24 protein-coding genes are annotated in these 25,064 nt (G+C 50.3%); 10 read left to right on the top strand and 14 right to left on the bottom strand.

The features are described 5' to 3' along the window. Positions 1-52: 52 nt before the first annotated feature. Complete coding sequence (gene pmrD, locus PS053_RS06725; RefSeq protein ID WP_000455032.1) at positions 53-319, top strand: signal transduction protein PmrD; 267 nt, start codon at positions 53-55, stop codon at positions 317-319. Here the strand turns inward: pmrD and arnF are convergent. From arnF to arnB, 7 genes are read right to left on the bottom strand one after another with little or no spacing between them, the layout of a single operon-like run. Next, the gene (gene arnF / locus PS053_RS06720; RefSeq protein WP_000512330.1) at positions 313-699 is read right to left on the bottom strand and encodes a 4-amino-4-deoxy-L-arabinose-phosphoundecaprenol flippase subunit ArnF; all 387 of its coding nucleotides are present in this window, start codon (positions 697-699) and stop codon (positions 313-315) included. The genes pmrD and arnF overlap by 7 nt on opposite strands. After that, the gene (gene arnE, locus PS053_RS06715; protein ID WP_000638039.1) at positions 699-1,034 is read right to left on the bottom strand and encodes a 4-amino-4-deoxy-L-arabinose-phosphoundecaprenol flippase subunit ArnE; all 336 of its coding nucleotides are present in this window, start codon (positions 1,032-1,034) and stop codon (positions 699-701) included. Before arnE ends, arnF begins: the two co-directional genes overlap by 1 nt. Further along, positions 1,031-2,683 (bottom strand): lipid IV(A) 4-amino-4-deoxy-L-arabinosyltransferase, encoded by a 1,653-nt coding sequence (arnT, locus tag PS053_RS06710; RefSeq protein WP_059223813.1) that lies wholly within the window; start codon positions 2,681-2,683, stop codon positions 1,031-1,033. Before arnT ends, arnE begins: the two co-directional genes overlap by 4 nt. Beyond that, positions 2,680-3,582 carry a 4-deoxy-4-formamido-L-arabinose-phosphoundecaprenol deformylase gene (gene arnD / locus PS053_RS06705; protein WP_025238669.1) on the bottom strand — a complete coding sequence of 301 codons (903 nt, stop codon included), beginning with the start codon at positions 3,580-3,582 and terminating at the stop codon, positions 2,680-2,682. Before arnD ends, arnT begins: the two co-directional genes overlap by 4 nt. Continuing rightward, a complete protein-coding gene (gene arnA, locus PS053_RS06700; RefSeq protein ID WP_137650894.1) occupies positions 3,579-5,561 on the bottom strand; it encodes a bifunctional UDP-4-amino-4-deoxy-L-arabinose formyltransferase/UDP-glucuronic acid oxidase ArnA in 1,983 nt (660 codons plus the stop codon). The genes arnD and arnA overlap by 4 nt, the downstream gene beginning before the upstream one ends. Then, positions 5,561-6,529: an undecaprenyl-phosphate 4-deoxy-4-formamido-L-arabinose transferase gene (gene arnC / locus PS053_RS06695; protein ID WP_001289506.1), complete on the bottom strand. Its 969-nt coding sequence runs from the start codon at positions 6,527-6,529 to the stop codon at positions 5,561-5,563. Before arnC ends, arnA begins: the two co-directional genes overlap by 1 nt. 3 nt (positions 6,530-6,532) lie before the next feature. After that, positions 6,533-7,672, bottom strand: a complete 1,140-nt coding sequence (gene arnB, locus PS053_RS06690) for a UDP-4-amino-4-deoxy-L-arabinose aminotransferase (protein WP_044710764.1) — start codon at positions 7,670-7,672, stop codon at positions 6,533-6,535. A gap of 316 nt (positions 7,673-7,988) precedes the next feature. Between arnB and PS053_RS06685 the strand changes: the two genes are divergently transcribed. After that, positions 7,989-8,591: a histidine phosphatase family protein gene (locus PS053_RS06685; protein ID WP_256879011.1), complete on the top strand. Its 603-nt coding sequence runs from the start codon at positions 7,989-7,991 to the stop codon at positions 8,589-8,591. 39 nt (positions 8,592-8,630) lie between these two features. Here PS053_RS06685 and nudI read toward each other — a convergent pair whose 3' ends face one another. Then, positions 8,631-9,056, bottom strand: coding sequence for a nucleoside triphosphatase NudI (gene nudI / locus PS053_RS06680; protein ID WP_010330642.1), 426 nt, complete (start codon positions 9,054-9,056; stop codon positions 8,631-8,633). A gap of 281 nt (positions 9,057-9,337) precedes the next feature. Here nudI and PS053_RS06675 point away from each other — a divergent pair, with 281 nt between their 5' ends. The 6 genes from PS053_RS06675 to yfaU all read left to right on the top strand — a co-directional run bounded on the left by PS053_RS06675 (position 9,338) and on the right by yfaU (position 15,568). Then, the gene (locus PS053_RS06675) at positions 9,338-9,880 is read left to right on the top strand and encodes a YfaZ family outer membrane protein (protein ID WP_000747854.1); all 543 of its coding nucleotides are present in this window, start codon (positions 9,338-9,340) and stop codon (positions 9,878-9,880) included. Positions 9,881-9,982: 102 nt separating this feature from the next. Beyond that, on the top strand, positions 9,983-11,185 hold the full coding sequence (locus PS053_RS06670) for a nicotinamide mononucleotide deamidase-related protein YfaY (protein ID WP_059219542.1): 1,203 nt from the start codon (positions 9,983-9,985) through the stop codon (positions 11,183-11,185). 215 nt (positions 11,186-11,400) lie between these two features. After that, the gene (locus PS053_RS06665; RefSeq protein ID WP_000894199.1) at positions 11,401-12,183 is read left to right on the top strand and encodes an IclR family transcriptional regulator; all 783 of its coding nucleotides are present in this window, start codon (positions 11,401-11,403) and stop codon (positions 12,181-12,183) included. Between the two features lie 13 nt (positions 12,184-12,196). Then, positions 12,197-13,402: an L-rhamnonate dehydratase gene (gene rhmD, locus PS053_RS06660; protein WP_256879012.1), complete on the top strand. Its 1,206-nt coding sequence runs from the start codon at positions 12,197-12,199 to the stop codon at positions 13,400-13,402. Between the two features lie 56 nt (positions 13,403-13,458). Next, positions 13,459-14,748, top strand: a complete 1,290-nt coding sequence (locus PS053_RS06655; RefSeq protein ID WP_059223800.1) for an MFS transporter — start codon at positions 13,459-13,461, stop codon at positions 14,746-14,748. Positions 14,749-14,764: 16 nt separating this feature from the next. Next, on the top strand, positions 14,765-15,568 hold the full coding sequence (yfaU, locus tag PS053_RS06650; protein WP_059214382.1) for a 2-keto-3-deoxy-L-rhamnonate aldolase: 804 nt from the start codon (positions 14,765-14,767) through the stop codon (positions 15,566-15,568). A 42-nt stretch (positions 15,569-15,610) separates the two neighbouring features. Here the strand turns inward: yfaU and PS053_RS06645 are convergent, their stop codons facing one another. From PS053_RS06645 to glpA, 4 genes are all read right to left on the bottom strand, one after another. Beyond that, a complete protein-coding gene (locus PS053_RS06645; RefSeq protein WP_059214381.1) occupies positions 15,611-16,549 on the bottom strand; it encodes an ISNCY family transposase in 939 nt (312 codons plus the stop codon). Between the two features lie 193 nt (positions 16,550-16,742). After that, positions 16,743-17,933 carry an anaerobic glycerol-3-phosphate dehydrogenase subunit GlpC gene (glpC, locus tag PS053_RS06640; protein WP_001000348.1) on the bottom strand — a complete coding sequence of 397 codons (1,191 nt, stop codon included), beginning with the start codon at positions 17,931-17,933 and terminating at the stop codon, positions 16,743-16,745. Next, complete coding sequence (gene glpB, locus PS053_RS06635) at positions 17,930-19,189, bottom strand: glycerol-3-phosphate dehydrogenase subunit GlpB (protein ID WP_256879013.1); 1,260 nt, start codon at positions 19,187-19,189, stop codon at positions 17,930-17,932. The genes glpC and glpB overlap by 4 nt, the downstream gene beginning before the upstream one ends. Continuing rightward, the gene (glpA, locus tag PS053_RS06630) at positions 19,179-20,807 is read right to left on the bottom strand and encodes an anaerobic glycerol-3-phosphate dehydrogenase subunit A (protein WP_137648447.1); all 1,629 of its coding nucleotides are present in this window, start codon (positions 20,805-20,807) and stop codon (positions 19,179-19,181) included. Before glpA ends, glpB begins: the two co-directional genes overlap by 11 nt. A gap of 273 nt (positions 20,808-21,080) precedes the next feature. Between glpA and glpT the strand changes: the two genes are divergently transcribed. Together glpT and glpQ are read left to right on the top strand one after the other, a co-directional pair. Continuing rightward, the gene (glpT, locus tag PS053_RS06625) at positions 21,081-22,439 is read left to right on the top strand and encodes a glycerol-3-phosphate transporter (RefSeq protein ID WP_000948747.1); all 1,359 of its coding nucleotides are present in this window, start codon (positions 21,081-21,083) and stop codon (positions 22,437-22,439) included. Between the two features lie 4 nt (positions 22,440-22,443). Further along, a complete protein-coding gene (gene glpQ, locus PS053_RS06620; RefSeq protein WP_059234689.1) occupies positions 22,444-23,523 on the top strand; it encodes a glycerophosphodiester phosphodiesterase in 1,080 nt (359 codons plus the stop codon). An 84-nt stretch (positions 23,524-23,607) separates the two neighbouring features. Here glpQ and yfaE read toward each other — a convergent pair whose 3' ends face one another. Together yfaE and nrdB are read right to left on the bottom strand one after the other, a co-directional pair. Then, on the bottom strand, positions 23,608-23,862 hold the full coding sequence (gene yfaE / locus PS053_RS06615; RefSeq protein ID WP_000135043.1) for a ferredoxin-like diferric-tyrosyl radical cofactor maintenance protein YfaE: 255 nt from the start codon (positions 23,860-23,862) through the stop codon (positions 23,608-23,610). Further along, complete coding sequence (gene nrdB / locus PS053_RS06610) at positions 23,862-24,992, bottom strand: class Ia ribonucleoside-diphosphate reductase subunit beta (RefSeq protein WP_000332034.1); 1,131 nt, start codon at positions 24,990-24,992, stop codon at positions 23,862-23,864. Before nrdB ends, yfaE begins: the two co-directional genes overlap by 1 nt. Positions 24,993-25,064 lie beyond the last annotated feature (72 nt).

Below are 25,064 nucleotides of genomic sequence, written 5' to 3'. Positions count from 1 at the left end.
ATCTGTTAATGTGTAAATTAATATGAAAAATCTTATCTGACAGGATAATGCAATGGAATGGCTGATCAAAAAGTCATGCTGCGATAAACAAGATAACAAACATATACTTGTGCTCTGCGATGTCGGGGGGGCGATAAAAATGATCGCCGAAGTAAAGAGTGACTTCGCCATGAAAGTGGGGGATCTGCTCTCTCCTTTACAGAATGCCCTTTACTGTATTAACCGGGAAAAGCAGTGCACGGTGAAAGTGATATCGGCAAGCTGTTATAGCGTTGAGGAGTGGGCGCGGCAGTGTCAATCCGATGGGAAAAGTCAGTAGCGTTGTTTGGGGGCGGGCAAAAAAATCACCATTAATCCACCAATGATACAGGCGACGCCCAACGCGGCTTTCAGTGAATAAGTTCCTTCCCAGCCGGGAAGTATTATTGATGCAATCCATACCAACACATAGCTCATACTCAACAAGGCATACGCCTTGCTGAGTGCCAGTTGATGCAGCGTTTTATACCAGCAATAAACTGAGAGCAGATACCCTGCCAGTCCGACGACCAGCATCCGGGCGCCGATATCAAACGCAAAAAGCGCCGGGATGAAATCCCAAAACTGCATCATCGGCGGCAGATGACCCGCCGCATAACCGAGGCTTAATTGTGCTGCAGACGAAATAATGACGCTGAACAATCCCCACATTATCCCCATTACACCGTACTCCCAAGAATCACAATGCCGCCAATAATCAATGCCACTCCGCACCAGTGCCGTATGGTTACCGGTTCATGCCAGAGTTTTGCTGCCGCCAGCGTTACCCAGACGAAATTCAGGCTCAGCATGGGATAGGCAATCCCCACGGGCACGTTCTGCAATACCAGTAACCAGAGCGCCATCGCCAGGCCGAGGCAGACCAGCGCCAACATCATCCACAGGGCGATATGTTGGCGCCGTTTACTTATCGCCACAAAGCGAGTCGCCTGTTTCTGGCAGAGTTGCCCGGCAACGCTAAGCAGGCTCGCAAAGACTAATACCAACCAGATCATTTAGGACGATACTGAATGAGTACCAGACGTCCCTGATGATCGATGGCATCAGCGGGCGGAATGGCAAGGCTGTTGATATCTTTATCGCGGTCAATCGTGAGTACGAGTGTAATAATCCCCTCCTGGCGATGTTGGCTTAGCCAGCTGGCGAAATCATCGCCGCTGACAAATTTCCCCTTTGCATCCGGGTAGTTGAGGCCATATTTCAGTTCGCCAGTCTGGCGATACATAATGATGTCATCACGCTGTAGGCTCCATGCCAGTCCTGCCGCAACCCCAACGCTGTTGGTAAGAATATAGCGACTCGGTTGTAGCGATTCTCGCGTCATCTCGACAAAAAACTGTGGATGTTTTGATTCCATTACCCTGTCAGGAATCGAAAATCCCACTAACAGCGCCAGCCCCAATGGACAAAGCGCCGCAAAGGGCCAGGTTTTTTCCACTTTCGTTAATGTGTACCAGCCGAAAAGTGCCCATAGCGAAAAAATCGACCATGAACAAAAGACTTTATAGCTTTCGAAGTTCTGCCAAATCGGCGCACGCATTGGCCCCCAGGGGGAAACAATAAACGTGGCAATAATGCCAATAACGCCAAATGCGATATTTATCCAACTGTTGGTGCGTAGCGCAAGAGGGTTATTTTTTGCCGCCTGCATAGCGTAATGCGCCATTAGTATCGCCAGAGGGGCAAAGCAGGAAAGAATATAGGTTGGCAGTTTACCTTTAGCGATAGAGAAAAACAGCAACGGCATAATCGTCCAGCTTAACAGGTACACGGTCCCGGAATGAGTGCGGTTTCGCCAGCCAGTTCGCAAGGCGCCCGGAAGTAATCCCAACCAGGGCAGGCTTCCGGCAATGAACACGGGTAAGTAATACCAGAAGGGGGCTTTGTGCTGAGCATCATCCATAGCAAAGCGCTGAATATGCTCAATCCAGAAAAAGTAATGCCAGAAATCAGGCTCTCGTTGCGCTATCGCCAGTCCCCACGGCAAGACGACCACGATGCAACTGATGACCGCCAACCATCCGTAAATGAAGAGATCTTTCCAGCGTTTTTGCATTGCCACCCATGGCAGCACGCTCAAGACCGGGACGGCCAGAGCGATAAAACCTTTCGTCATAACCCCCATGCCGCAGGTTAATCCCAGCAGTAAGAATCCTGCGCTTTTCCCTTTCCAGGTTTGCGCTTCCATTGCTAACCAGAAGCTGCACATTCCAGCTATCAGCCATAACGCAATTAACGGATCGAGTACGGCATAAGTACCGATGCCGTAGACAATGAATAGCGACAGATAAATGAGCATGGCGAGAAGCGCCAGGCGCTTATCTCGCCATAAACGCCAGGCAAACCAGCTAACCAGGAGCGCAGTCAATAAGGTTGCGAAGATTGCGCCAGCCCGAACACCAAAATTATTCGCGCCAAACAACCATTGCCCAATACTGTTGATCCAGTATCCGGCAATCGGCTTTTCGAAATAACGCAACCCCAACAGATGCGGCACGATCCAGTCGCCGGAGGCAAGCATTTCCCGGCTGATTTCCGCATAACGCGTTTCATCAGGTTGCCAGAGCAGGCGAGTGTTGATCGGCAACAGATAATAGACGGCAATAAACGCAAAGAATGCAGCGTAATAGCGAACTGATTTCATGGAAGAGCACTCACAGTTTGTTGGCAACCAAGCCAGCCTTCCCGTCCAGGGATACTTCCACGAACAATTTGCCCAAGCGGCAAAGCGTCAGGGGATGTCGGTAACAGATCACTTAACGGACAAAATGTAATCCCTTCATGGGCCGCACGTTTCAGGAGATCAACAAAATCATGGTGCCAGGCACAGCCTTCGACTTCTGCATGAATAGTGTAAACCGGCGTACCTTTATCTCTCTGGATACGGTTAAGAAGCCAGCCGTTAAAATCCTCTGCTTTCACTTCACGACCAATGACTTCATCCCAGGTGGGCAATGTTACCGGGATTTGCACGGTGCCGGGTTTCCCCGATTCGAGCAGCGGACGAAATGGCATGGCGCCCCGACAGTCGCTGTTGTAATGCAAATGGAATGTTTCTTTGGCTTCAACCACCTGTTGGTCGGCACGCCAGCCAGCAGCGGCAGAACAGATTACTGGTTGACCGATAATCTCTTCCAGTGTACGAAGGCCGCGAGCAATATCGTTCACCATCGTTTGCTGATCCCAGCTTCCGCTCCGGGCCTGCCATGCGTGGTGATCCCAGGCATGCAGGCCGACTTCGTGGTGTTTAGCCGCTTCGCGAATGATGTCGGCATTGGCATCGCCAATCTCTTTTCCAGGCCAGGCCGTCCCCGCCAGCAAAATATCCCAGCCATAAAGTGATGCGGCGTTTGAGCGCAGCATCTTCCATAAGAATTTGGGCTTCACCAGCCGCCACAAATGACGGCCCATATTGTCAGGGCCAACGCTGAAGAAAAAACTGGCTCGCACGTTATGACGGTTTAAAGTCTCCAGCAGACGCGGCACGCCTTCACGGGTGCCACGAAATGTGTCGACATCAATACGCAGGCCAACCTGAGTCATGATGATTTATCCGTAAGATCGACCGTGCGCAGGAAGAAATCCAGTGTTTCGTCAATGGTTTCCTGCATATCAATTTTCGGTTCCCAACCGAGGCAGCGGCGGGCGTTACGGATACTCGGTTTACGGTGTTCCACATCCTGATATCCTTTCCCGTAATAGCTGCTGCTTTCCACCACACGGAAACCAGCAAACGGTGGAAAATGGTGACGGAGCGGGTGTTTTTCAAAACTTGCCAGCAGCATTTCGCCCAGCTCTTCAATGCTGGCTTCGTTATCAGGATTGCCGATATTAATAATTTCGCCGTCGCAGCGATTACCCGCGTTTTCGATAATAAGGAACAGTGCTTCAATGCCATCCCGAATGTCGGTAAAGCAACGTTTTTGTTTTCCGCCATCAATCAGCTTAATTGGCGAACCTTCCACCAGATTGAGAATAAGTTGCGTAATAGCGCGCGAACTGCCGATGCGTGCCGCGTTGAGATTGTCCAGTCGTGGGCCCATCCAGTTAAACGGGCGGAAGAGAGTAAATTGCAATCCTTCTTTTTCGCCATATGCCCAGATAACCCGGTCAAGTAACTGTTTTGATACCGAGTAAATCCAGCGCGGTTTATTCACCGGACCGACAATCAAATTAGAATGATCTTCATCGAAGTATTTATCGCTACACATTCCGTAAACTTCTGAGGTCGACGGGAAGATAATGCGTTTACGATACTTCACGCAGTAACGAATAATGCGCAGATTCTCTTCAAAATCTAATTCAAATACACGCAGAGGATTACGGGTGTATTCAATAGGTGTGGCAATTGCCACCAGCGGTAATACGACATCACATTTTTTGACGTGATACTCAATCCATTCAGAATGAATGCTGATATCGCCTTCGACAAAATGAAAACGTGGATGATTTAGAAAACGACTGATAGCATCACTGCCAATATCCAGACCGTAGACCTCATAATGATCTTCGCGCAGCAGGCGTTCTGTCAGATGATTGCCAATAAAACCATTAACGCCGAGGATTAATACTCGGGTACGACGTTGGGCAGCGCAAAGCGGCTGGTTATTCAGGCGTGAACCTTCTACCAGACCCAGAGTTTGTGCCAGTTGTGAGCCTTGCATGGTAATACCATCGCCTGCCTGCCCGGTGATGATTTCCAGAGCGCCATGACCACAGGCCACCCGCAGTGGTGCAACAGAAATTACGCTCCCCGGCTGTGCGGTGCTTGTATCAGGATGAACACGTGACGACCAGACGGTGAATTTTTGATTGCCGGCGTAGCTGAAAGCACCGGGCCACGGATCGGCTACCGCGCGCACCATGTTATGCAGTACGTCTGCCGGTTTGTGCCAGTCGAGAAAACTGTCATCTGGCGTTCTGCGGCCAAAACAGGTGGCTTCATTCTCGCGTTGGGCGATTTCCTGGAAATGACCATGTTTAATGGCGGGTAATGTTTGTTCCAGTAAAAGGCGTGCCGTGTGGCACAATTTATGATGCAGTGTAATAGCAATGTCATCCGGGGAAATAACGACCCGTTGTTGCGCTATAATCGCTCCGGCGTCGGCTTTTTTTACCATCCGATGCAACGTAACGCCTGTTTCGTTCTCGCCATTTACCAATACCCAGTTCAGCGGCGCACGTCCGCGGTATTTCGGTAACAATGAACCGTGCAAATTAAATGCCCCCACGGGAGCCAGTTGCAAAATATCGTCGCTAATAAGATGGCGATAATAAAAAGAAAAAATCACATCCGGCGACATTTGGGCGATTCGTTCCACCCACAGTGGATGATTGACATTATCTGGTGCATAAACTGGAATTCCCGTTTCCGCCGCCAGACGGGCGACTGAAGCATAAAACGCTTTTTCGCCAGGATTATCAGCATGGGTAAAAATAGCACTAATTTCATAACCGGCAGCCAGCAAGGCTTCAATACCCAGGCAACCCATATCGTGATAAGCAAAAACAACGGTTTTCATTATTTAATTTCCTTGCTGGAGGGACGGATAACTTGCTGAACAAAATAACGGGGGCGGGCGCGGACATCTGTGTAGATCCTGCCGATATATTCACCGAGCAATCCCATGCCAATAAATTGAGCGCCAATAAAGGTAAATAACACGGCAAACAGCATAAATACACCTTCTGCCGCCCATTGCGGGCCGAACGTCAGGCGCAAAATTACCAGTAGAACCGCAATGCTAAAACCTCCAATCGCAATAATGCTGCCGAGCAGACTTAACATACGAAGCGGCGTGGTTGTCAGGCAGGTCACCAGGTCGTACATCAAATTGATCAGGCGCATAAAGCTGTATTTGGATTCACCAAACTCACGCTCGGCGTGATGTACCGGGATCTCAATGGCGCGGCGAGCAAAGATATTCGCCAGGATAGGAATAAAGGTGCTACGTTCATGGCAATGCAGCATGGCATCAATAATGTGTCGCCGATAAGCGCGCAACATGCAACCATAATCCCCCATTTCTTTGCCGGTGGTGCGCTGGATCAGACGGTTGATCATCTTCGATGCCGTTTTACGAAACCAACTGTCCTGACGATTCTGACGTACGGTGCCTACCACGTCATAACCTTCATCAGCTTTAGCGACCAGACGCGGGATCTCCTCTGGGGGATTTTGCAAATCGGCATCAAGGGTAATAATCAAATCGCCCGTCACATGACTGAAACCCGCCATAATCGCCGAGTGCTGCCCGTAATTGCGATTAAGTAAAATTGACACTATGTGGCTTCCTTCCGCTTGTGAGGCATCGACCAGCATTTGTGCGGAATTATCGCTACTGCCGTCATCAATCAGCAGGATCTCATACTCTTTGTCCAACGACTCACAGGCGGCGGTAGTGCGCCTGATTAATTCCGGTAAGCTTTCCTGCTCGTTATAAACAGGAATAACCACCGAGACTTTCTTAACAGGGTGGATTTCAGACATGAATTATTGTCCTGCGAGTTGGTGAAGGGCCGCGATGACGCGTTCGGCATCGGCGGTGGTCATATCCGGGAACAGGGGCAATGAACAGATCCGTTCGCTGTTCCATTCGCTATCAGGTAACGATAGTGTGGGAAAACGTTCGCGATAATATTTTTGCGTGTGGGCGGCGCGGAAATGCAATCCGGTGCCAATGCCTTTTTCTTTTAATGCTTCCATTAATGCGTCGCGGCTGATGCCACAACGCTGTTCATCGACACGAATAATAAACAGATGCCAGGCATGAACGTGCGGCCATACAGGAAGATTTAATGGTTGAAAGGGGAGAGATTGCATCGCCTGCAGGTATTGCTGGGCAATTTCGCGGCGGCGGGCATTAAGTTGCTCTAATTTATGTAACTGCGTCAGGGCAATCGCAGCATTAATATCAGTAAGATTGTACTTATAGCCCGGAGTTAATACTTCTGCCTGCGGAGCGCGCCCCCAGGTTTGCCGGTCATAAGCATCAACGCCAAGACCATGAAATTTCAGCATCCGTAACTGGCGGGCAAGATTTTCATCATCGGTCACCACCAGTCCACCTTCTGCGCAGGTAATATTTTTGATGGCGTGAAATGAAAAAATGGCGGTACCTTTCGCGCCAATATGCTGACCTTTGTAATACGTACCGACGGCATGAGCGGCGTCTTCAATGACCGCGATACCATGACGTTCGGCAATGGCGTGAATAGCGTCCATATCTGCAGGCGCTCCGGCATAATGTACCGGAATAATCGCTTTAGTTCGGGAGGTAATGGCGGCTTCGATTTGTTCAGGAGTGACCATCAGAGTATCGCGATCGATATCTACCATCACTGGTGTTGCGCCTGACAGGGCGATCATATTGAGGGTCGAGACCCAGGTCATTGACGGCGTAATCACTTCATCGCCAGCGCCAATGCCCAATGCCATTAAGGTGATATGCATTCCTGCAGTGGCAGAACTGACAGCGATGGCATATTGATTTCCCGTTAACTGACAGAAGGCTTCTTCCAGCGCCTGATTTTTCGGGCCAGTGGTTATCCATCCTGATTCGAGAACGTCTTTTACTGCGGTGAGTTCTTCCGTACCCATTGATGGGCGTGAAAAAGGCAAAAAGTCTGACATTGTTTTTCCTTCAGCCATTGAAAACTTATCCCCGCTATTTGTTTATATTTGCCATAGGGAACGTTATGTATATTTTGCCATTTGGGGCAGAATGCTAAGGGTAGAATGTTAACTTAACCTTAAGAAATAACTATAAGTATTACATATTAAATTTTTTTGTTTTTTTCTTATTTATGCTTTGCATTTGGCAAAACTTTAAGGCATTTTGCGTGCGTTGTAAGATTTTTAATATCTCTCCAGTCGCTATTTACCGATGAAAATATCGTTTATTTTCATGGCATTTATCTGATTACGCTTGCCTATAGGTGGTGTTTACGTGTTAGCCTTTTGCCGGACTTTATTTACGTCGAAAAAAAATGCTGCCATTTTGCTGGCGCTTGCCACAATGGTGGGGCTGGGTACACATACAGCCTGGAGTGGCAATGGGTTGCCGCGTATTGACAATAAAACGCTGGCCAGACTGGCACAGCAGCGCCCGGTTATCGTTATGTTTCGTCATGCAGAGCGTTGCGATCGTTCCGGCAACCCATGTTTATCAGATAAAACAGGGATTACCGTAAAAGGTACTCGTGATGCCCGTGAATTGGGTAAGGCTTTTAGTGCGGATATACCCAATTTCAATCTTTATTCCAGTAACACGGTGCGAACTATTCAGTCGGCGACCTGGTTTTCTGCAGGTAAAAAACTGACGGTAGATAAAAAACTTTTGCAATGTGGCAGTGAAATTTATAACACAATAAAAAATGTGCAAACAAAGTCACCCGATAAAAACATCGTCATTTTCACTCATAACCATTGCCTGACGTATATTGCTAAAGATAAACGTGATGTGACATTTAACCCTGATTATCTTGATGGTCTGGTGATGCATGTTGAAAAAGGGAAAGTTTTTCTTGATGGCGAATTTGTTAATCATTGAGAATTAATAGTGACAGCCGTAATTGCTGCCACTATTGGTTTATATCAGACCTTTTAAACGTAATGTTTTGCGGGTCGCAACATTCAAATCGTATGCTGGCAGGTCTTCAGGTTTTACCCATGCGTATTCCTGAAACTCTTCATTAATTTTCACTTCCCGGTTAGCAGAGACGCAGTCAAAGATCAGGTAAATCATATAAATTTCTTCTTTGCGTCCATCTGCATAAGTTTTGGTGCGAATATCATCACTGAAGGTCCATGGCGTGATATCGGTAAGAATCAGTTGTTCGCCGAGCTCTTCGCGGATTTCCCGGCGCAATGCTTCTTCAATACGCTCGCCGGGCTCTACACCACCGCCTGACAGCGCCCATTGTCCCGGAAACACGCCGCGATCGTCAGCCATCTTACACAGTAGGTAAGCGCCATCATTTTGAATTAAGGGGCAAACAATAGTCCGTTGTCGCACAGGAGTCTTCCTTATAATTGAAAAGAAAATAAAAGAATACGGCAACGAATACGCGCGTGAAAGTGGCATTGATCTTTTTTGCGATGATAACCACGATGATGATTATTCCCGTGGCGATTAATTTTTTCGTTATTACTTTTTCATTGCTTAACTATTCAAGAAGCATTTAGTTACAATAAGTTAGTAGATCACTTTTTTCGCTCATTGAATCCCCGGCGTCAGGCAGTACAATCCCGCAGCTTTGGGGAATTTTGATTATCTTCTTGCGGGAAAAAGTAAAAATGAAAAAGAGTGCGCTATTAAGTCTGGCTGGAATGCTGTTGGTATCTGCATCTGTTAATGCGATGAGTATCAGTGGTCAGGCAGGTAAAGAATATACCAACATTGGCGTCGGTTTTGGTACTGAAACCACGGGACTGGCATTAAGCGGTAACTGGATGCATAACGATGATGATGGTGATGTTGCCGGAGTTGGTCTGGGCCTCAATCTACCGCTTGGTCCGTTAATGGCGACGGTGGGTGGAAAAGGGGTTTACACCAACCCTAACGACAATAATGAAGGTTATGCGGCGGCAGTAGGCGGTGGCTTGCAGTGGAAAATTGGCAATAGTTTCCGCCTGTTTGGTGAGTATTATTATTCTCCAGACTCGCTCTCCAGCGGCATTCAAAGCTATGAAGAAGCGAATGCGGGGGCGCGTTATACCATTATGCGTCCGCTCAGTATTGAAGCGGGTTACCGTTATCTGAACCTGGCGGGTAAAGATGGCAATCGAGATAACGCTATTGCTGATGGTCCGTATGTTGGGGTAAATGCCAGCTTCTGATGTCGTCTTTTGGCGCGACGTTCTGCCGCGCCAGTTAGTTTCTTCCCCCGCCTTGTCTCCCTTTGCGTTATAGTGATTTGATAACAAAATCAGGAGAAAGCAATGTTAAAAGTGGAAATGCTCTCCACCGGGGATGAAGTGTTACATGGGCAAATCGTTGACACTAACGCTGCCTGGTTGGCCGATTTTTTCTTCCATCAGGGGTTGCCGTTATCTCGCCGCAATACGGTAGGCGATAACCTTGAGGATTTAGTCTCCATTCTTCGTGAACGCAGTCAGTATGCCGATGTGCTGATTGTAAATGGCGGATTGGGGCCGACCAGCGATGATTTAAGCGCCCTGGCTGCTGCAAAAGCAAAAGGCGAGGCGCTGGTGTTGCACGAAGGCTGGCTGGCGGAGATGGAGCGCTATTTCCGCGAACGTGGTCGGATGATGGCGCCGAGCAATCGTAAGCAGGCGGAACTGCCCGTCAGCGCTGAGTTTATCAATAATCCGGTGGGAACCGCTTGTGGATTTGCCGTGCAGCTCAATCGTTGCCTGATGTTTTTCACCCCCGGCGTCCCATCGGAATTTAAGGTGATGGTTGAGCATGAAATTCTGCCACGTCTGCGTGAGCGTTTTTCCCTGCCACAGCCGCCAGTTTGTTTGAGATTGACCACTTTTGGGCGTTCAGAAAGCGATCTGGCGCAAAGTCTGGATTACCTACAACTGCCGCCAGGCGTGACGATGGGCTATCGCTCATCCATGCCGATAATCGAACTGAAACTGACCGGACCCGCCTCAGAACAAGAGACGATGGAAAAACTGTGGCTGGAAGTGAAGCGCGTCGCCGGGCAGAGCATAATTTTTGAAGGTACCGAAGGACTGCCAGCACAAATCTGCCGTGAATTGCATAAACGCCAGTTCAGCCTGACCTTAAGCGAACAATTTACCGGCGGTTTGCTGGCACTGCAACTTTCCCGCGTGGGAGCGCCGTTGCTGGCCTGCGAAGTGGTGCCATCACAGGAAGAAACACTGGCGCAGACAGCGCACTGGATAACGGAACGGCGGGCGAACCATTTCGCTGGGCTGGCGCTGGCTATCTCTGGCCTTGAGAACGAACATCTTAATTTTGCGCTATCCACGCCTGACGGTACTTTCGCTCTGCGTGTACATTTCAGTACCACGCGTTACGACCTGGGCGTGCGCCAGGACGTGTGCGCAATGATGGCGCTGAATATGCTGCGTCGCTGGTTGAACGGTCAGGATGTTGCCAGCGAGCATGGCTGGATTGACGTTATTGAGTCGCTGACTTTAACCGCCTGATCAGCCACACTGTGCCGGTTTACGACACCGGCACATTCCCCCCCGTAAAATTGTCCAACATGTTGTACTCAGTAAGAAAAAATCTGTGCGCCAATCCACAAATTTATGCGTAATTTCTCCAGTCCTCTGGACGAGAAATGGGATTTGATGCGCTTCACAATTTTACCTGCCCTGAGCGAAGAGACTGATTCCAGTATCTAAGACTGGAGTCCAGTATGTTGGAATCAAGTAAAGTTCCCGCCCTGACACGGGCTATTGATATTCTCAATTTGATTGCCCGCATTGGCCCCTGTAGCGCCGCGACAATCATCGACACGCTGAGAATCCCCAAAAGCACGGCCTATCTGCTGCTTAACGAGCTCAAGCGGCAACGTTTTCTTAGCCTCGATCATCAGGAAAATTTTTGTCTGTGGACCAAACTGGTGGAGCTTTCTGGTCATGCGTTAAGCAAGATGGATCTCCGTGAACTGGCACGACCACGTCTGACGCAACTGATGGATACCACCGGGTTGCTTTGCCACCTGGGGATTATCGATAACGGCAGTGCTTATTACATTCTGAAAGTGGAATCCTCTGCCACCATCAGCGTGCGCTCCCATGAAGGAAAAAGTTTGTCGCTTTATCGATCCGGGATAGGCAAATGCCTGCTGGCCTGGCAGCCAGATACTGTACGGCAAAGCATCATCGAGCGTCTGAACTGGGAACAGGCGACACCGATGACGATGACTCACCCACAACAACTTCACGAGGAACTGGCGCGTATTCGATGCCAGGGCTGGAGCTATGACAACGGTGAAGATTACGCCGATGTTCGTTGCGTCGCCGCACCGGTGTTTAACGCCAATAACGAACTTACCGCCGCGATATCGGTAGTGGGTACGCGTTTACAAATCAATGAAGAAAACCGTGATTATCTGGCGGGGAAGGCCATTGCCTGCGCCAAAGATATTTCACGTCTGCTGGGATGGAAAAGTCCCTTTGACTTACTGGCATCATAAAATGGAGAGCATTATGACCCTACCCAAAATCAAACAGGTTCGCGCCTGGTTTACTGGCGGCGCAACAGCAGAAAAAGGCGCTGGCGGCGGTGATTATCACGACCAGGGGGCGAATCACTGGATCGACGATCATATCGCTACTCCGATGAGTAAGTACCGCGATTATGAACAGTCCCGTCAGTCATTTGGCATTAACGTCCTTGGTACGTTAATTGTTGAAGTCGAAGCGGAAAACGGCCAGACCGGATTCGCCGTATCCACGGCTGGCGAAATGGGATGTTTTATTGTCGAAAAGCACCTTAACCGTTTTATTGAGGGCAAATGTGTCAGTGATATCAAACTGATCCACGATCAAATGCTCAATGCGACTATGTATTACTCCGGTTCAGGCGGTCTGGTAATGAACACGATTTCCTGTGTTGATCTGGCGCTGTGGGATCTGTTCGGCAAAGTGGTCGGGCTGCCGGTTTACAAACTCTTAGGCGGTGCAGTACGTGATGAAATTAAGTTCTATGCCACTGGTGCGCGCCCGGATTTGGCAAAAGAGATGGGATTTATCGGCGGCAAGATGCCGACGCACTGGGGACCGCATGATGGTGATGCGGGGATCCGTAAAGATGCCGCGATGGTCGCGGATATGCGTGAAAAATGCGGAGAGGATTTCTGGTTGATGCTCGACTGCTGGATGAGTCAGGACGTGAATTATGCCACCAAACTGGCCCATGCTTGCGCGCCTTATAACCTGAAATGGATCGAAGAGTGCCTGCCGCCGCAGCAATATGAAGGTTATCGCGAACTAAAGCGCAACGCACCTGCGGGAATGATGGTCACCAGTGGTGAACACCACGGCACATTGCAATCTTTCCGCACGCTTGCAGAAACCGGTATTGATATTATGCAGCCGGATGTCGGTTGGTGTGGCGGCCTGACCACGCTGGTGGAAATTGCCGCAATCGCCAAATCACGCGGACAGCTGGTGGTGCCACATGGATCATCTGTCTACTCTCACCATGCGGTGATCACCTTTACCAATACTCCCTTCAGTGAATTCCTGATGACCAGCCCGGATTGTTCAACGATGCGTCCGCAGTTTGATCCCATTCTGCGCGATGAACCGGTGCCAGTGAATGGTCGTATTCACAAGTCGGTGCTCGATAGACCTGGCTTCGGCGTTGAACTCAATCGTGACTGCAATCTGAAACGTCCCTACAGCCACTAATCACTCCGGGCGTTGCGGTGATAACGGTAACGCCCACATGTTCTAAGGAGCTTTTTATGAGCACCGCTTTGCTTGACGCCGTGGTGAAGAAAAACCGCGCGCGTTTGATTCCGTTTATGTTGGCGCTATACGTACTGGCGTTTCTCGATCGTTCAAATATTGGTTTCGCCAAACAGACCTACCAGATAGATACCGGGCTGAGTAATGAAGCTTATGCGTTAGGTGCCGGTATTTTCTTTGTGGTGTATGCGCTTCTCGGTGTTCCGGCAAATCTGTTAATGCGCAAACTGGGGGCCAGAAGCTGGATTGGTACGACGACGCTGCTGTGGGGATTTCTTTCGGCAGCCATGGCATGGGCCGATACTGAAGCGAAATTTCTGATAATTCGCACTCTGCTTGGCGCCGCGGAAGCCGGGTTTTTCCCGGGGATGATTTATCTTACCTCGCAATGGTTTCCACAACGTAATCGCGCCAGCATCATGGGACTGTTCTATATGGGGGCGCCGCTGGCATTAACGCTCGGTTCACCACTTTCCGGGGCGCTACTGGAGATGCACGGATTTATGGGACATCCCGGCTGGTTCTGGATGTTTGTGATTGAAGGATTGCTGGCGGTGGGCGCAGGCGTATTCACTTTCTTCTGGCTCGATGACACACCGCAACAGGCGCGTTTTCTGAGCAAAGAAGAAAAAACATTGCTTATTCAGCAGCTAACAAGTGAAGAGCAACAGAAAGTGACTTCGCGACTGAGCGATGCGTTGCGTAATGGGCGAGTCTGGCAACTGGCGATTATCTACCTGACTATTCAGGTGGCGGTTTATGGATTAATTTTCTTTTTACCGACGCAGGTTGCTGCATTGCTGGGCACAAAAGTCGGCTTTACGGCCTCAGTGGTCACCGCCATTCCGTGGGTTGCTGCGCTGTTTGGCACCTGGCTTATTCCTCGTTACTCCGATAAAACTGGCGAACGGCGCACTATTGCGGCGCTGACATTACTGGCTGCAGGCATTGGTATCGGGCTTTCTGGTCTGCTTTCGCCAGTACTGGCGATTGTTGCGCTGTGTGTCGCGGCAATAGGATTTATTGCCGTGCAGCCGGTGTTCTGGACTATGCCGACCCAACTGCTTTCCGGTACGGCGCTGGCTGCGGGGATTGGTTTTGTAAACCTGTTTGGCGCAGTCGGTGGTTTTATCGCCCCGATTTTGCGTGTGAAAGCAGAAACGCTGTTTGCCAGCGATGCGGCGGGATTACTGACGCTGGCAGCGGTGGCGGTTATCGGTTCGCTGATCATCTTTACTCTGCGTGTAAATCGCACGGTTGCGCAGACCGACGCGGCACATCATTAACAGGTCAAGGAACATTATGAACGCATTATTAACCAATCCCTTCAAAGAACGATTATGCAAGGGAGAAGTGCAAATCGGTCTGTGGTTGAGTTCGACCACCGCCTATATGGCAGAAATCGCCGCCACTTCCGGCTATGACTGGTTGTTGATTGACGGGGAGCATGCGCCAAACACCATTCAGGATCTCTATCACCAGTTACAGGCGATAGCGCCCTATGCCAGCCAGCCGGTGATTCGCCCTGTTGAGGGCAGTAAGTCGCTGATTAAACAGGTGCTGGATATTGGGGCGCAAACTCTGTTGATCCCGATGGTAGATACCGCCGAGCAGGCGCAGCAGGTGGTGTCTGCGATGCGCTATCCACCTCACGGCGAACGAGGAGTAGGCGCCAGCGTAGCGCGGGCCGCTCGCTGGGGGCGCATTGAAAATTATATGGCGCGGGTCAATGATTCGCTTTGTTTGCTGGTACAGGTGGAAAGTAAAACGGCGCTGGATAATCTTGATGAAATTCTCGACGTTGAAGGAATTGATGGCGTGTTTATTGGGCCAGCGGATCTCTCTGCATCGTTAGGTTACCCGGATAACGCCGGGCACCCGGAAGTGCAGCATATTATTGAAACCAGCATCCGACGAATCCGTACTGCAGGGAAAGCGGCTGGTTTTCTGGCTGTGGACCCGGATATGGCACAGCAATGCCTTGCATGGGGGGCGAACTTTGTCGCTGTTGGCGTTGATACGATGCTCTACAGTGATGCTCTGGATAAGCGTCTGGCGATGTTTAAATCAGGCAAAAACAGGCAACGAATAAAAGGAAGCTATTAAAATCAAAGGCCCATGGGGATTACCTGTGGGCCTTTGTGTTGATCAGTGGGGTTTTGCTGCCAGATCCGCTTCGCTGAGTTGGGTCGTTGTGAGCACCAGGTCACGATCGATGCCCTGTTCCAGCATTCGCAAAGCAATTTTAATGGCTTGTTCACGCATACCTTCTACTTTACCTTTCTGCAATCCCTCCAATTTACCTTCCTGCCAGCCAATTTGGTGCCCTTCCTGTCGCAGTCGTTCAGCAATAGTCATCAATCTCTCCTTTTGTAGCGGTGAACGTTCGGCAATCTCCTCAATAAAGCGGGTGAAACGGGAGGTATCGCCGCATTGCAGCAGATAATTAAACAGTGTTTGCAATTGACTGTCATTAGTGAAGCCTCTAACCAAAAGCGTAGTGATCCTGTCGACCAGACTGATTAAATCACGGTCGCGAATATGTTTCTGGATAAGTTCCAGCAGGGCCGTGCGGCGATGCTGCATGATTTCGTCGTCAGGCACGATGGTGATATCCACCAAAGGAAATGCCTCGGTATAGAGCTGTCGGGCAAGTTGCGGATCGTCAAATTCATCCAGCCAATTGAGAGAGTACGGATAGGGCGAGGTTTCGCCATGATAAAACAGCATTGGCACCACTAGCGGGACTCTGTCATAGCCTTTGTCCAGATGGCGTTGCATGGCGGCGGTGGCATAACGCATCAGTCGAAACGCCATGTTTTTTTCCGCCGAACTCTGATGCTCAATCACGCAGTAGATATATCCTTCGCCGTCGCTGGTCTCCACCGCCCATAAAACATCCGAGTAGTAAGCGCGTAAACTTTTTTCAATAAAACTGGTGGGCTCCAGCCTTAACGTTTGTAGATTGCAAAGTCTACGCAACGGTTCCGGCAGATGTATTTCCAGAAAATCCCGCGCGGTTTCAGGTGAAAACATAAACGTTTTAAACACCGCATCATGCGGGGAGGATGTTGTTGATTCTGTCATGGTTGTCCGTCACCTGATGTTTATGATGACGCGACATTACGGGTATCTCAGGCCTTTGACATCTGCCAGTTTCAGCCTTTGCGAGACGTTTTCCGGGGAATTTTCACTGTGATGAAACGCATACATTGGGTGCGGAATCGCGTACGCAAAAATGCCCGATAAGCAATGTACTTACCGGGCATCAGGAGGCAGGTTAAGCCAGCGCTTTCGCCAGCAGCGTAATGGGATGTTCACAACGTTTGCTGGTGGACATCTCTATTTGCCATTTGCAGGTTTCGCAGTCGGTAACCACCAGATCCGCGCCGCTCTCTTCTATCTGGCGGAACAGCGGCGCGCCGATAGCTTGTGAAGTGGGATAGTTCTCTTTTTTGAAACCGTAGGTTCCGGCAATTCCACAGCACTGGGAGTCCAGTACGGTTAACTCAAGCCCGGGGATTTTACGCAACAGTTCCAGAGTGTAGAGCGTCCAGCCCATTTTTTCCATATGGCACGGGGTATGATAAACCACTTTCAGCGGCAGCGGTTTTAGCGGCAAGGTTTTACCTTCGTCCAGCTTGCGCCACAGCCAGCGGGTCGCCAGTTCAATATGATCGCGCAAGCCTTTGTTGTCGACATTCAGCACCTCCGGGTACTCGTCGCGCAGGGCAAAGGTACAGGTAGAGGAGGTGGCAATGACCGGAATGCCTTTTACGCCTACCGCTTCGCGGATCGATTCCACGTTAGTGATGGCTTGTTTACGCGCCTTATCAGTAAAACCATTGGCAATTAACGGCACGCCGCAACATTTCTCTTTGCTAAGCAATTGCACGCCAGTGCCCATCGCATTGAGCACTTTAATTAAATCTTTACCCAGTTGCGGATGGTTGTAGTTGACGAAGCAACCGTGGAAGAACGCCACCTGATCTTTATATTGCGCTTGCTGCGCCGCCACACTGCGATACCAGCGGCGGAAAGTGCCGAAGGAGTATTTCGGCAGCGTGCGGCGATGGTCGATTTTTAGCGCCGCATCAAGTAATTGCCGCACTGGTTTCAGCGAGGTGGCCGTATTTATTATTGGTGCGAATGGCGTAGAAACGCTGCCCATCAGATCGGTGTGGCTCAGGACAAAATTACGCAGAGATGGGCGCGTGGTGTCATATTTTGCCCGGGCGCGCTGAATGATATCGCCAATCTTCACATCGGACGGGCAGGCGACTTCGCAACGTTTGCAGTTAATGCAGTACTTCAGCGCCTCATCATACAGTGCGCCATCTTTCAGACGCAGACGTTCGCCATCCGGTCCGGCCTGTTTCGGTCCCGGATAACCCGGATTTACCCGACTGACCGGGCAGGCGGTGGTGCAAACTGTACATTTAATGCAATTTTCGAAACTGGTGTCGTTCATTGTTGACCTCCTGCACGCTGGGCAATCTGTTGAGCAGCATGTAATGCGCTGACAGCGCAAACGCCGCCCCCGCATCCCTGAGCAATGGGATCAAATCCGCCCAGCACTGACCCAATGGCAAACAGATTTTCTACGGTTCGACCCGCCAGCGACGGGCGTAGCGCTTCGTCAGTGATTACACCAAACTGTTGCCACGGTTGGGCCGCAAAAAAGTCACTCCGATACCATTCTCCGCGCGTTGCGGTTTGCAGGACATCAAGGCCGAGAATCGGCTCGCGAATGCCATTACGTTCTGCTACCAGTCCACCGCTAAAGAAACTACCGCTGGCTAGCACGGCAAAGCGTGGACGCAGCGGAATATCTGCGTGATTGCGCGTCCAGATTTCGTTCACAACGCCATTTTTGCAGGTCACTTTTTTCACTTCATCACCCGGTATCCATACGCCTCCCTGACGTACGAATTGACGTTGAAGCTGGTTTTGCAAACGAATGCCCAGTACTGAAGGCGGCAACGTCGGCAACAACATTAATGAGCAAGGTAATTCTTCGTTCAACCAACGCCAGAGTTTGTCATCCGCCAGACCGAAGCAGGCTGGCATCAGGATCATTTCACAGGTATTAGCAACAGGTAAAAGGGCCCTCAATAACAGCGCCCAGTTTTCTTCGTTATCAAGAAAACGTGCAATATTCACGGCGCGGAATTCAGTCGCATTGTTGCGCAGAACATCCAGTTCCGGCAGCTCTATTTCGGCAGTTTCAACTTCCAGCTTCAGATCGCGTAGCGAAGCTGCCGCAAGATGTGCCTGAAAATCCATCAGACCGCTTATCCCCACCACACATATTTTCTTTGCTGGCAGTGGCCAGACTGGCACTTCCGGTGAGCTTAGCCAGGTCGAGCGCAGAGTGCCGAGTGGGGTAATCCGTTGGTGCGCCAGTTCTACGCTGCCTTGCAATTGTGCGCCGCTTTCTGCAATCAACGATTGCGCCCGACAAGCAAGGTCGAGTACACGTTGTGGGCCGAGCAGACTATAAGGATGTGCAGGGGCTTGTTGGCTTAACGCTTCCAGTCCGGTGTGAATATCATTCACTGGCTGTCCGTCTGGCAGATGACTCAGCAAATCCAGCGATCCAGACGAGAAATGCAGCGCGCTCTGTCCACGAGTGACAATCGCGCAACGTAGACCGTGCTTTTGCAGTTTCAGGCCGCAGAGTAATCCAGCAAGACCGCCGCCCATAATGACTGTATCAAATCGCATCTTTCTGCTCCTTCTCCAGACCACACAGTCCCTGATAAACCCAGCGGGTAAATTCGCTTTCGCGCAGTGCATCTCCCCAGGCAATGGGCTGCACGCCTTTCCAGCGTTCGTTAAGGAAGGTGGAAAGTTGTTCGATAGATTGCGCGGAGGTGGTGACATTGAAACGTTGCAGTAATCCGGCAGCGCGGCAGGCACAGAGTTCGCCCTGACAAGTGCCCATTCCGACACGGGTACGGCGACGTAAATCCAGCAGGCTATTAACGTTTAGATTTTCTACGGCGTACTGCACTTCACCTGCTGTAACAGCTTCGCATTCACAGACCAGGCTGCGATGCAGACGACCTTCGCTAAGCCACGCAGGTGTGCGATCGCCATGACGATAAACGGCAGAACCGCGAAGTGGGGCAGGCAGGGAAATCACTTTACGCAATGTGACTTCAGTCGGTTCTTGTGAGCCCGGCAACGGGGTATCTGCGGTGATGCAGGGACGTGCGTTGCCGAGTTTGCGGCATACAGCATCAGTTGCCCATTCCGCCATCAGACGGTAGGTCATCAGTTTGCCGCCAGTAATCGTGATAAACCCATCCAGGCCATCGCGCTCAGCGTGATCGAGTAAAACGATGCCACGGCTAACATTACGTCCACTGGGATCGTCATCACTTGCCACCAGTGGACGTACACCAGAGTAGGCCCGCAAAATACGCGTTTTCGCCATTACCGGCGCCAGTTTTTCCCCTTCGCGCAATAAAATATCGACTTCTTCTGCCGTCACCCGATTGTCGTCAATTTCGTCATAATCAATGCGCAAAGATGTCGTACCAATAAGAGAAATGGTGTCGCCAGGCACCAGAATATCGGCGTCGGAAGGTTTACGGCAGCGGTTAATCACGTGCTGATTAATGCGGTGATCCATGATCAGCAGCGATCCTTTTGCCGGGAACATGCGAATCTGTAAATCGGCATATTCGGCAATATGTTGCCCCCAGATCCCGGCAGCGTTAACGACGACAGGGGCATGCAGCGACTGTTTTTCGCCAGTGAGATGATTACGCACATGCACGCCACACACCGTCGCGCCATCGCGAATCAGACCCGTCACTTCATGTGCGGTAAGGATAACTGCGCCATGTTCTTTGGCATCAAGCATGTTGGCTGCGGTCAAACGAAATGGATCCACGGTGCCATCAGGGACTTTTACCGCGCCAATCAGTGTCGGGTTAACAGAAGGTTCGATAATGCGCGCCTGCTGCGGGTCAATAGCTTCTGCACTAATTCCTGCCTCTTCGCAGGCGCGGATGAAAGTCGCCTGAAAGGAGAGGTCGTCTTCCGGGAGAGTGATAAACAGGCCATTAGTTTGTTCGACACAGTGACGCGCAATGCGTTTCAGTATCTTGTTTTCGCTAATACATTCGCGCGCTGATTCTGCATCTGTCACCGCATAGCGCGCGCCGCTGTGTAGTAATCCATGATTACGCCCGGTAGCGCCGGTGGCAATATCATGGCGTTCAACCAAAATCACGCGCAGCCCGCGCAGGGCACAGTCGCGGGCAATCCCGGCTCCCGTTGCGCCGCCGCCAATGATAATCACGTCACTTGTTTGCGAGTCGCGAGTTTTCATTGTTATCCCTCAAAAGTTCGTTTTTTATCATTTAGCCATATAAAAATGATTGATTGTTTGATTTCGCGCATATTCGCTCATAATTCGAAAGTGAAACGTGATTTCGTGCGTCATTTTGAACATTTGTTGAATTTGATTCAGCAATGTGTGCGGTAATTCACATTCATAAAATGAATGATTAATTAACATCGCGACCACTAAAACAATGGCAGATTCTCCTGGTGAATCAGGCTGTTAATCACAAAATAAGACTACGGGCCACGGAGGCTATAAATGTTGAGTATTTTTAAACCAGCGCCACACAAAGCGCGCTTACCTGCTGCGGAGATCGACCCGACTTATCGTCGATTGCGCTGGCAGATTTTCCTGGGGATATTCTTTGGCTATGCTGCTTACTATTTGGTTCGTAAGAACTTTGCTCTTGCAATGCCTTATCTGGTAGAGCAGGGATTTTCACGCGGCGACTTAGGTTTTGCGCTTTCCGGGATCTCAATCGCCTATGGTTTTTCGAAATTTATCATGGGTTCGGTTTCGGATCGCTCGAATCCGCGCGTTTTCCTGCCAGCAGGCTTGATTTTGGCTGCCTCCGTTATGCTGTTTATGGGCTTTGTGCCGTGGGCGACATCGAGCATTGCCGTGATGTTTGTGCTGTTATTCCTCTGTGGTTGGTTTCAGGGGATGGGGTGGCCGCCGTGCGGACGTACGATGGTGCACTGGTGGTCGCAGAAAGAACGCGGTGGCGTTGTTTCCGTCTGGAACTGTGCGCATAACGTCGGCGGTGGTATCCCGCCGCTGCTGTTTCTGCTGGGGATGGCCTGGTTCAATGACTGGCATGCGGCGCTTTATATGCCAGCTTTCTGCGCCATTCTGGTGGCGTTGTTCGCTTTTGCAATGATGCGCGATACCCCGCAATCCTGTGGTCTGCCGCCGATTGAAGAATATAAAAATGATTATCCTGACGACTACAGTGAAAAAGCGGAACAGGAGCTGACCGCGAAGCAAATCTTCATGCAGTATGTGCTGCCGAACAAACTGTTGTGGTACATCGCTATCGCCAACGTGTTCGTTTATCTGTTGCGCTACGGCATTCTTGACTGGTCGCCAACTTACCTGAAAGAAGTGAAGCATTTCGCGCTGGATAAATCTTCCTGGGCCTACTTCTTCTATGAGTACGCGGGCATTCCGGGCACCCTGCTGTGCGGCTGGATGTCGGACAAAGTCTTCCGCGGTAATCGTGGCGCAACCGGCGTCTTCTTTATGACGTTGGTCACTATCGCCACTATCGTTTACTGGCTGAACCCGGCTGGCAACCCAACTGTCGATATGATTTGTATGATCGTCATCGGCTTCCTGATCTATGGCCCTGTCATGTTAATCGGTTTGCACGCGCTGGAACTGGCGCCGAAAAAGGCGGCAGGTACTGCGGCTGGTTTTACCGGACTGTTTGGTTACCTGGGCGGTTCTGTAGCGGCAAGTGCGATCGTCGGCTACACGGTTGACTACTTTGGCTGGGATGGCGGCTTCATGGTGATGATTGGCGGCAGTATCCTGGCAGTTATCTTGTTGATTATTGTGATGATTGGCGAAAAACGCCGCCATCAGGAATTACGACAAAAACGCAACGGAGGCTAATGACATGAAATTGACGCTGAAAAACCTTAGCATGGCGATCATGATGAGTTCGATGATCATGGGGAGCGGTGCAATGGCGGCGGATAGCAGCGAGAAAATAGTGATAGCGCATCGTGGCGCCAGCGGTTATTTGCCGGAGCATACGCTGCCAGCAAAAGCGATGGCGTATGCGCAGGGGGCGGATTATCTGGAGCAAGATCTGGTAATGACTAAGGACGACCATCTGGTCGTTCTGCATGACCACTATCTTGACCGCGTGACTGATGTTGCCGATCGTTTCCCGGATCGGGCGCGTAAAGATGGTCGTTACTACGCGATAGATTTTACGTTGGATGAAATTAAATCCCTGAAATTTACCGAAGGCTTTGATATTGAAAACGGTAAAAAAGTGCAGACTTACCCGGGACGTTTCCCGATGGGTAAATCTGACTTCCGGGTACACACTTTCGAAGACGAGATTGAGTTTGTTCAGGGATTAAACCATTCGACCGGAAAAAATATTGGTATCTATCCAGAAATTAAAGCGCCGTGGTTCCATCATCAGGAAGGGAAGGATATTGCGGCGAAAACGCTGGAAGTGCTGAAGAAATATGGCTACACCGGTAAAGACGATAAAGTTTATCTGCAATGCTTTGATGTTGATGAACTGAAGCGTATTAAGAATGAGCTGGAACCGAAAATGGGTATGGATCTCAATCTGGTACAGCTAATCGCCTACACCGACTGGAATGAAACCCAGCAGAAACAAGCGGATGGAACCTGGGTCAATTACAACTACGACTGGATGTTTAAGCCGGGTGCCATGAAACAGGTGGCAGAATATGCTGACGGTATCGGACCGGATTACCATATGCTGATTGAGGAGACATCTCAGCCGGGCAATATCAAACTCACGGGTATGGTACAAGATGCGCAGCAGAATAAGCTGGTGGTGCACCCTTATACTGTACGGTCGGATAAGCTGCCGGAATATACGACAGATGTGAATCAACTGTATGACGTTCTGTATAACAAGGCGGGAGTGAACGGGCTATTTACCGATTTTCCAGATAAAGCGGTGAATTTCCTGAAAGATAAACACTAAAATTGTTGGGTGACGACTTTGCCTTACCCGGCTTGCAAATCCCAGATTTTGTAAGTCGGGTAAGCGAAATGTTGCCCACTAAGCTCACATCTCAATTTCAATATCGCCTTTTGCCCTGCAACAACAGGGCAAAATTTCCCCTGGCTGAATAAAGGCTAACGGTTCAGCAATCCAGTCTACCTGACCTGCAACGAGTCGTGTGCGGCAAGAGCCGCAGTAGCCTTCGCGGCACTGATACTCAACCGTCACATTGTGGGATTCCAGCGCCGCCAGAAGGGAGGGGTGTTCATCCTGGCACAGCAGTTGTGTGCCAGTGATGCGCAGGGTAACACGGGCCATCAGAGCTGGAAGTTGCTCAAATCGTCGGTGTCCACTTCCGCGTCAATCTGACCGACCAGATAAGAACTGACTTCCACTTCTTGCGGAGCCACCTGCACGTTATCAGACACCAGCCAGGTGTTGATCCACGGGATCGGGTTAGAGCGCGTCTGGAACGGCAGATCCAAACCGACTGCTTGCATGCGAATATTGGTGATGTACTCCACGTACTGGCAGAGAATATCTTTGTTCAGACCAATCATCGAGCCATCGCGGAACAGATAATCCGCCCAGTCTTTTTCTTGCTGTGCCGCCTGGACAAACAGGTCATAGCACTCCTGCTTACACTCTTCGGCAATTTCCGCCATTTCTGGATCGTCCGCGCCGCTACGTAGCAGATTCAGCATATGCTGGGTGCCAGTCAAATGCAGAGCTTCATCACGGGCGATCAGACGAATAATCTTGGCGTTGCCTTCCATCAGTTCACGTTCTGCAAACGCAAAAGAGCAAGCGAAGCTGACGTAGAAGCGAATCGCTTCCAGCGCGTTAACGCTCATCAGGCAGAGATAAAGTTTCTTTTTCAGCTCACGCAAGCTAACGGTCACGGTTTTACCGTTAACAGTGTGCGTACCTTCACCCAGCAGATGCCAGTAGCTGGTCATCTCGATCAGTTCATCGTAATAACGGGAGATCCCTTCCGCACGTTTCTGAATCTGCTCGTTGGTGACGATATCGTCGAATACAACAGACGGATCGTTAACGATATTACGGATGATATGAGTATAGGAACGAGAGTGAATCGTTTCTGAGAATGCCCAGGTTTCTACCCAGGTTTCCAGTTCAGGAATTGAGATCAGCGGCAACAGCGCGACGTTTGGACTACGTCCCTGAATGGAATCCAGCAATGTCTGGTATTTCAGGTTGCTGATAAAAATGTGTTTTTCGTGTTCCGGCAGCGCCTGGTAATCGATGCGGTCGCGGGAGACGTCAACCTCTTCGGGACGCCAGAAGAAAGAGAGCTGCTTTTCGATCAGTTTTTCGAAAATGTCATATTTTTGCTGATCGTAGCGGGCCACGTTGACCGGCTGACCAAAGAACATCGGTTCTTTAAGCTGATCATTTTTCGTCTGTGAAAAGGTGGTATATGCCATGAATATGTCCTGTTGGGAGTTTAATGCCGGATAAGGCATTTTACGCCGCATCCGGCACCTGATGCGACGCTG

Origin of the sequence: Escherichia albertii, assembly GCF_028622335.1 — a bacterium.
GTDB classification, from domain to species: Bacteria; Pseudomonadota; Gammaproteobacteria; order Enterobacterales; family Enterobacteriaceae; genus Escherichia; species Escherichia albertii.
Note: the sequence above shows the minus strand (reverse complement) of the source record. Positions and strands in the feature narration are given on the sequence as shown.

Excerpts from the sequence above, each read along its gene's own strand:
- glpB (WP_256879013.1), bottom strand. The coding sequence starts at position 19,189 with ATGCGATTTGATACAGTCATTATGGGCGGCGGTCTTGCTGGATTACTC.
- arnE (WP_000638039.1), bottom strand. The coding sequence starts at position 1,034 with ATGATCTGGTTGGTATTAGTCTTTGCGAGCCTGCTTAGCGTTGCCGGG.
- arnT (WP_059223813.1), bottom strand. The coding sequence starts at position 2,683 with ATGAAATCAGTTCGCTATTACGCTGCATTCTTTGCGTTTATTGCCGTC.
- rhmD (WP_256879012.1), top strand. The coding sequence starts at position 12,197 with ATGACCCTACCCAAAATCAAACAGGTTCGCGCCTGGTTTACTGGCGGC.
- arnF (WP_000512330.1), bottom strand. The coding sequence starts at position 699 with ATGGGGATAATGTGGGGATTGTTCAGCGTCATTATTTCGTCTGCAGCA.
- glpQ (WP_059234689.1), top strand. The coding sequence starts at position 22,444 with ATGAAATTGACGCTGAAAAACCTTAGCATGGCGATCATGATGAGTTCG.
- PS053_RS06670 (WP_059219542.1), top strand. The coding sequence starts at position 9,983 with ATGTTAAAAGTGGAAATGCTCTCCACCGGGGATGAAGTGTTACATGGG.
- PS053_RS06675 (WP_000747854.1), top strand. The coding sequence starts at position 9,338 with ATGAAAAAGAGTGCGCTATTAAGTCTGGCTGGAATGCTGTTGGTATCT.
- glpT (WP_000948747.1), top strand. The coding sequence starts at position 21,081 with ATGTTGAGTATTTTTAAACCAGCGCCACACAAAGCGCGCTTACCTGCT.
- nrdB (WP_000332034.1), bottom strand. The coding sequence starts at position 24,992 with ATGGCATATACCACCTTTTCACAGACGAAAAATGATCAGCTTAAAGAA.
- PS053_RS06655 (WP_059223800.1), top strand. The coding sequence starts at position 13,459 with ATGAGCACCGCTTTGCTTGACGCCGTGGTGAAGAAAAACCGCGCGCGT.
- arnB (WP_044710764.1), bottom strand. The coding sequence starts at position 7,672 with ATGTCAGACTTTTTGCCTTTTTCACGCCCATCAATGGGTACGGAAGAA.
- PS053_RS06665 (WP_000894199.1), top strand. The coding sequence starts at position 11,401 with ATGTTGGAATCAAGTAAAGTTCCCGCCCTGACACGGGCTATTGATATT.
- pmrD (WP_000455032.1), top strand. The coding sequence starts at position 53 with ATGGAATGGCTGATCAAAAAGTCATGCTGCGATAAACAAGATAACAAA.
- glpA (WP_137648447.1), bottom strand. The coding sequence starts at position 20,807 with ATGAAAACTCGCGACTCGCAAACAAGTGACGTGATTATCATTGGCGGC.
- PS053_RS06645 (WP_059214381.1), bottom strand. The coding sequence starts at position 16,549 with ATGACAGAATCAACAACATCCTCCCCGCATGATGCGGTGTTTAAAACG.
- arnD (WP_025238669.1), bottom strand. The coding sequence starts at position 3,582 with ATGACTCAGGTTGGCCTGCGTATTGATGTCGACACATTTCGTGGCACC.
- arnC (WP_001289506.1), bottom strand. The coding sequence starts at position 6,529 with ATGTCTGAAATCCACCCTGTTAAGAAAGTCTCGGTGGTTATTCCTGTT.
- glpC (WP_001000348.1), bottom strand. The coding sequence starts at position 17,933 with ATGAACGACACCAGTTTCGAAAATTGCATTAAATGTACAGTTTGCACC.
- yfaE (WP_000135043.1), bottom strand. The coding sequence starts at position 23,862 with ATGGCCCGTGTTACCCTGCGCATCACTGGCACACAACTGCTGTGCCAG.
- arnA (WP_137650894.1), bottom strand. The coding sequence starts at position 5,561 with ATGAAAACCGTTGTTTTTGCTTATCACGATATGGGTTGCCTGGGTATT.
- yfaU (WP_059214382.1), top strand. The coding sequence starts at position 14,765 with ATGAACGCATTATTAACCAATCCCTTCAAAGAACGATTATGCAAGGGA.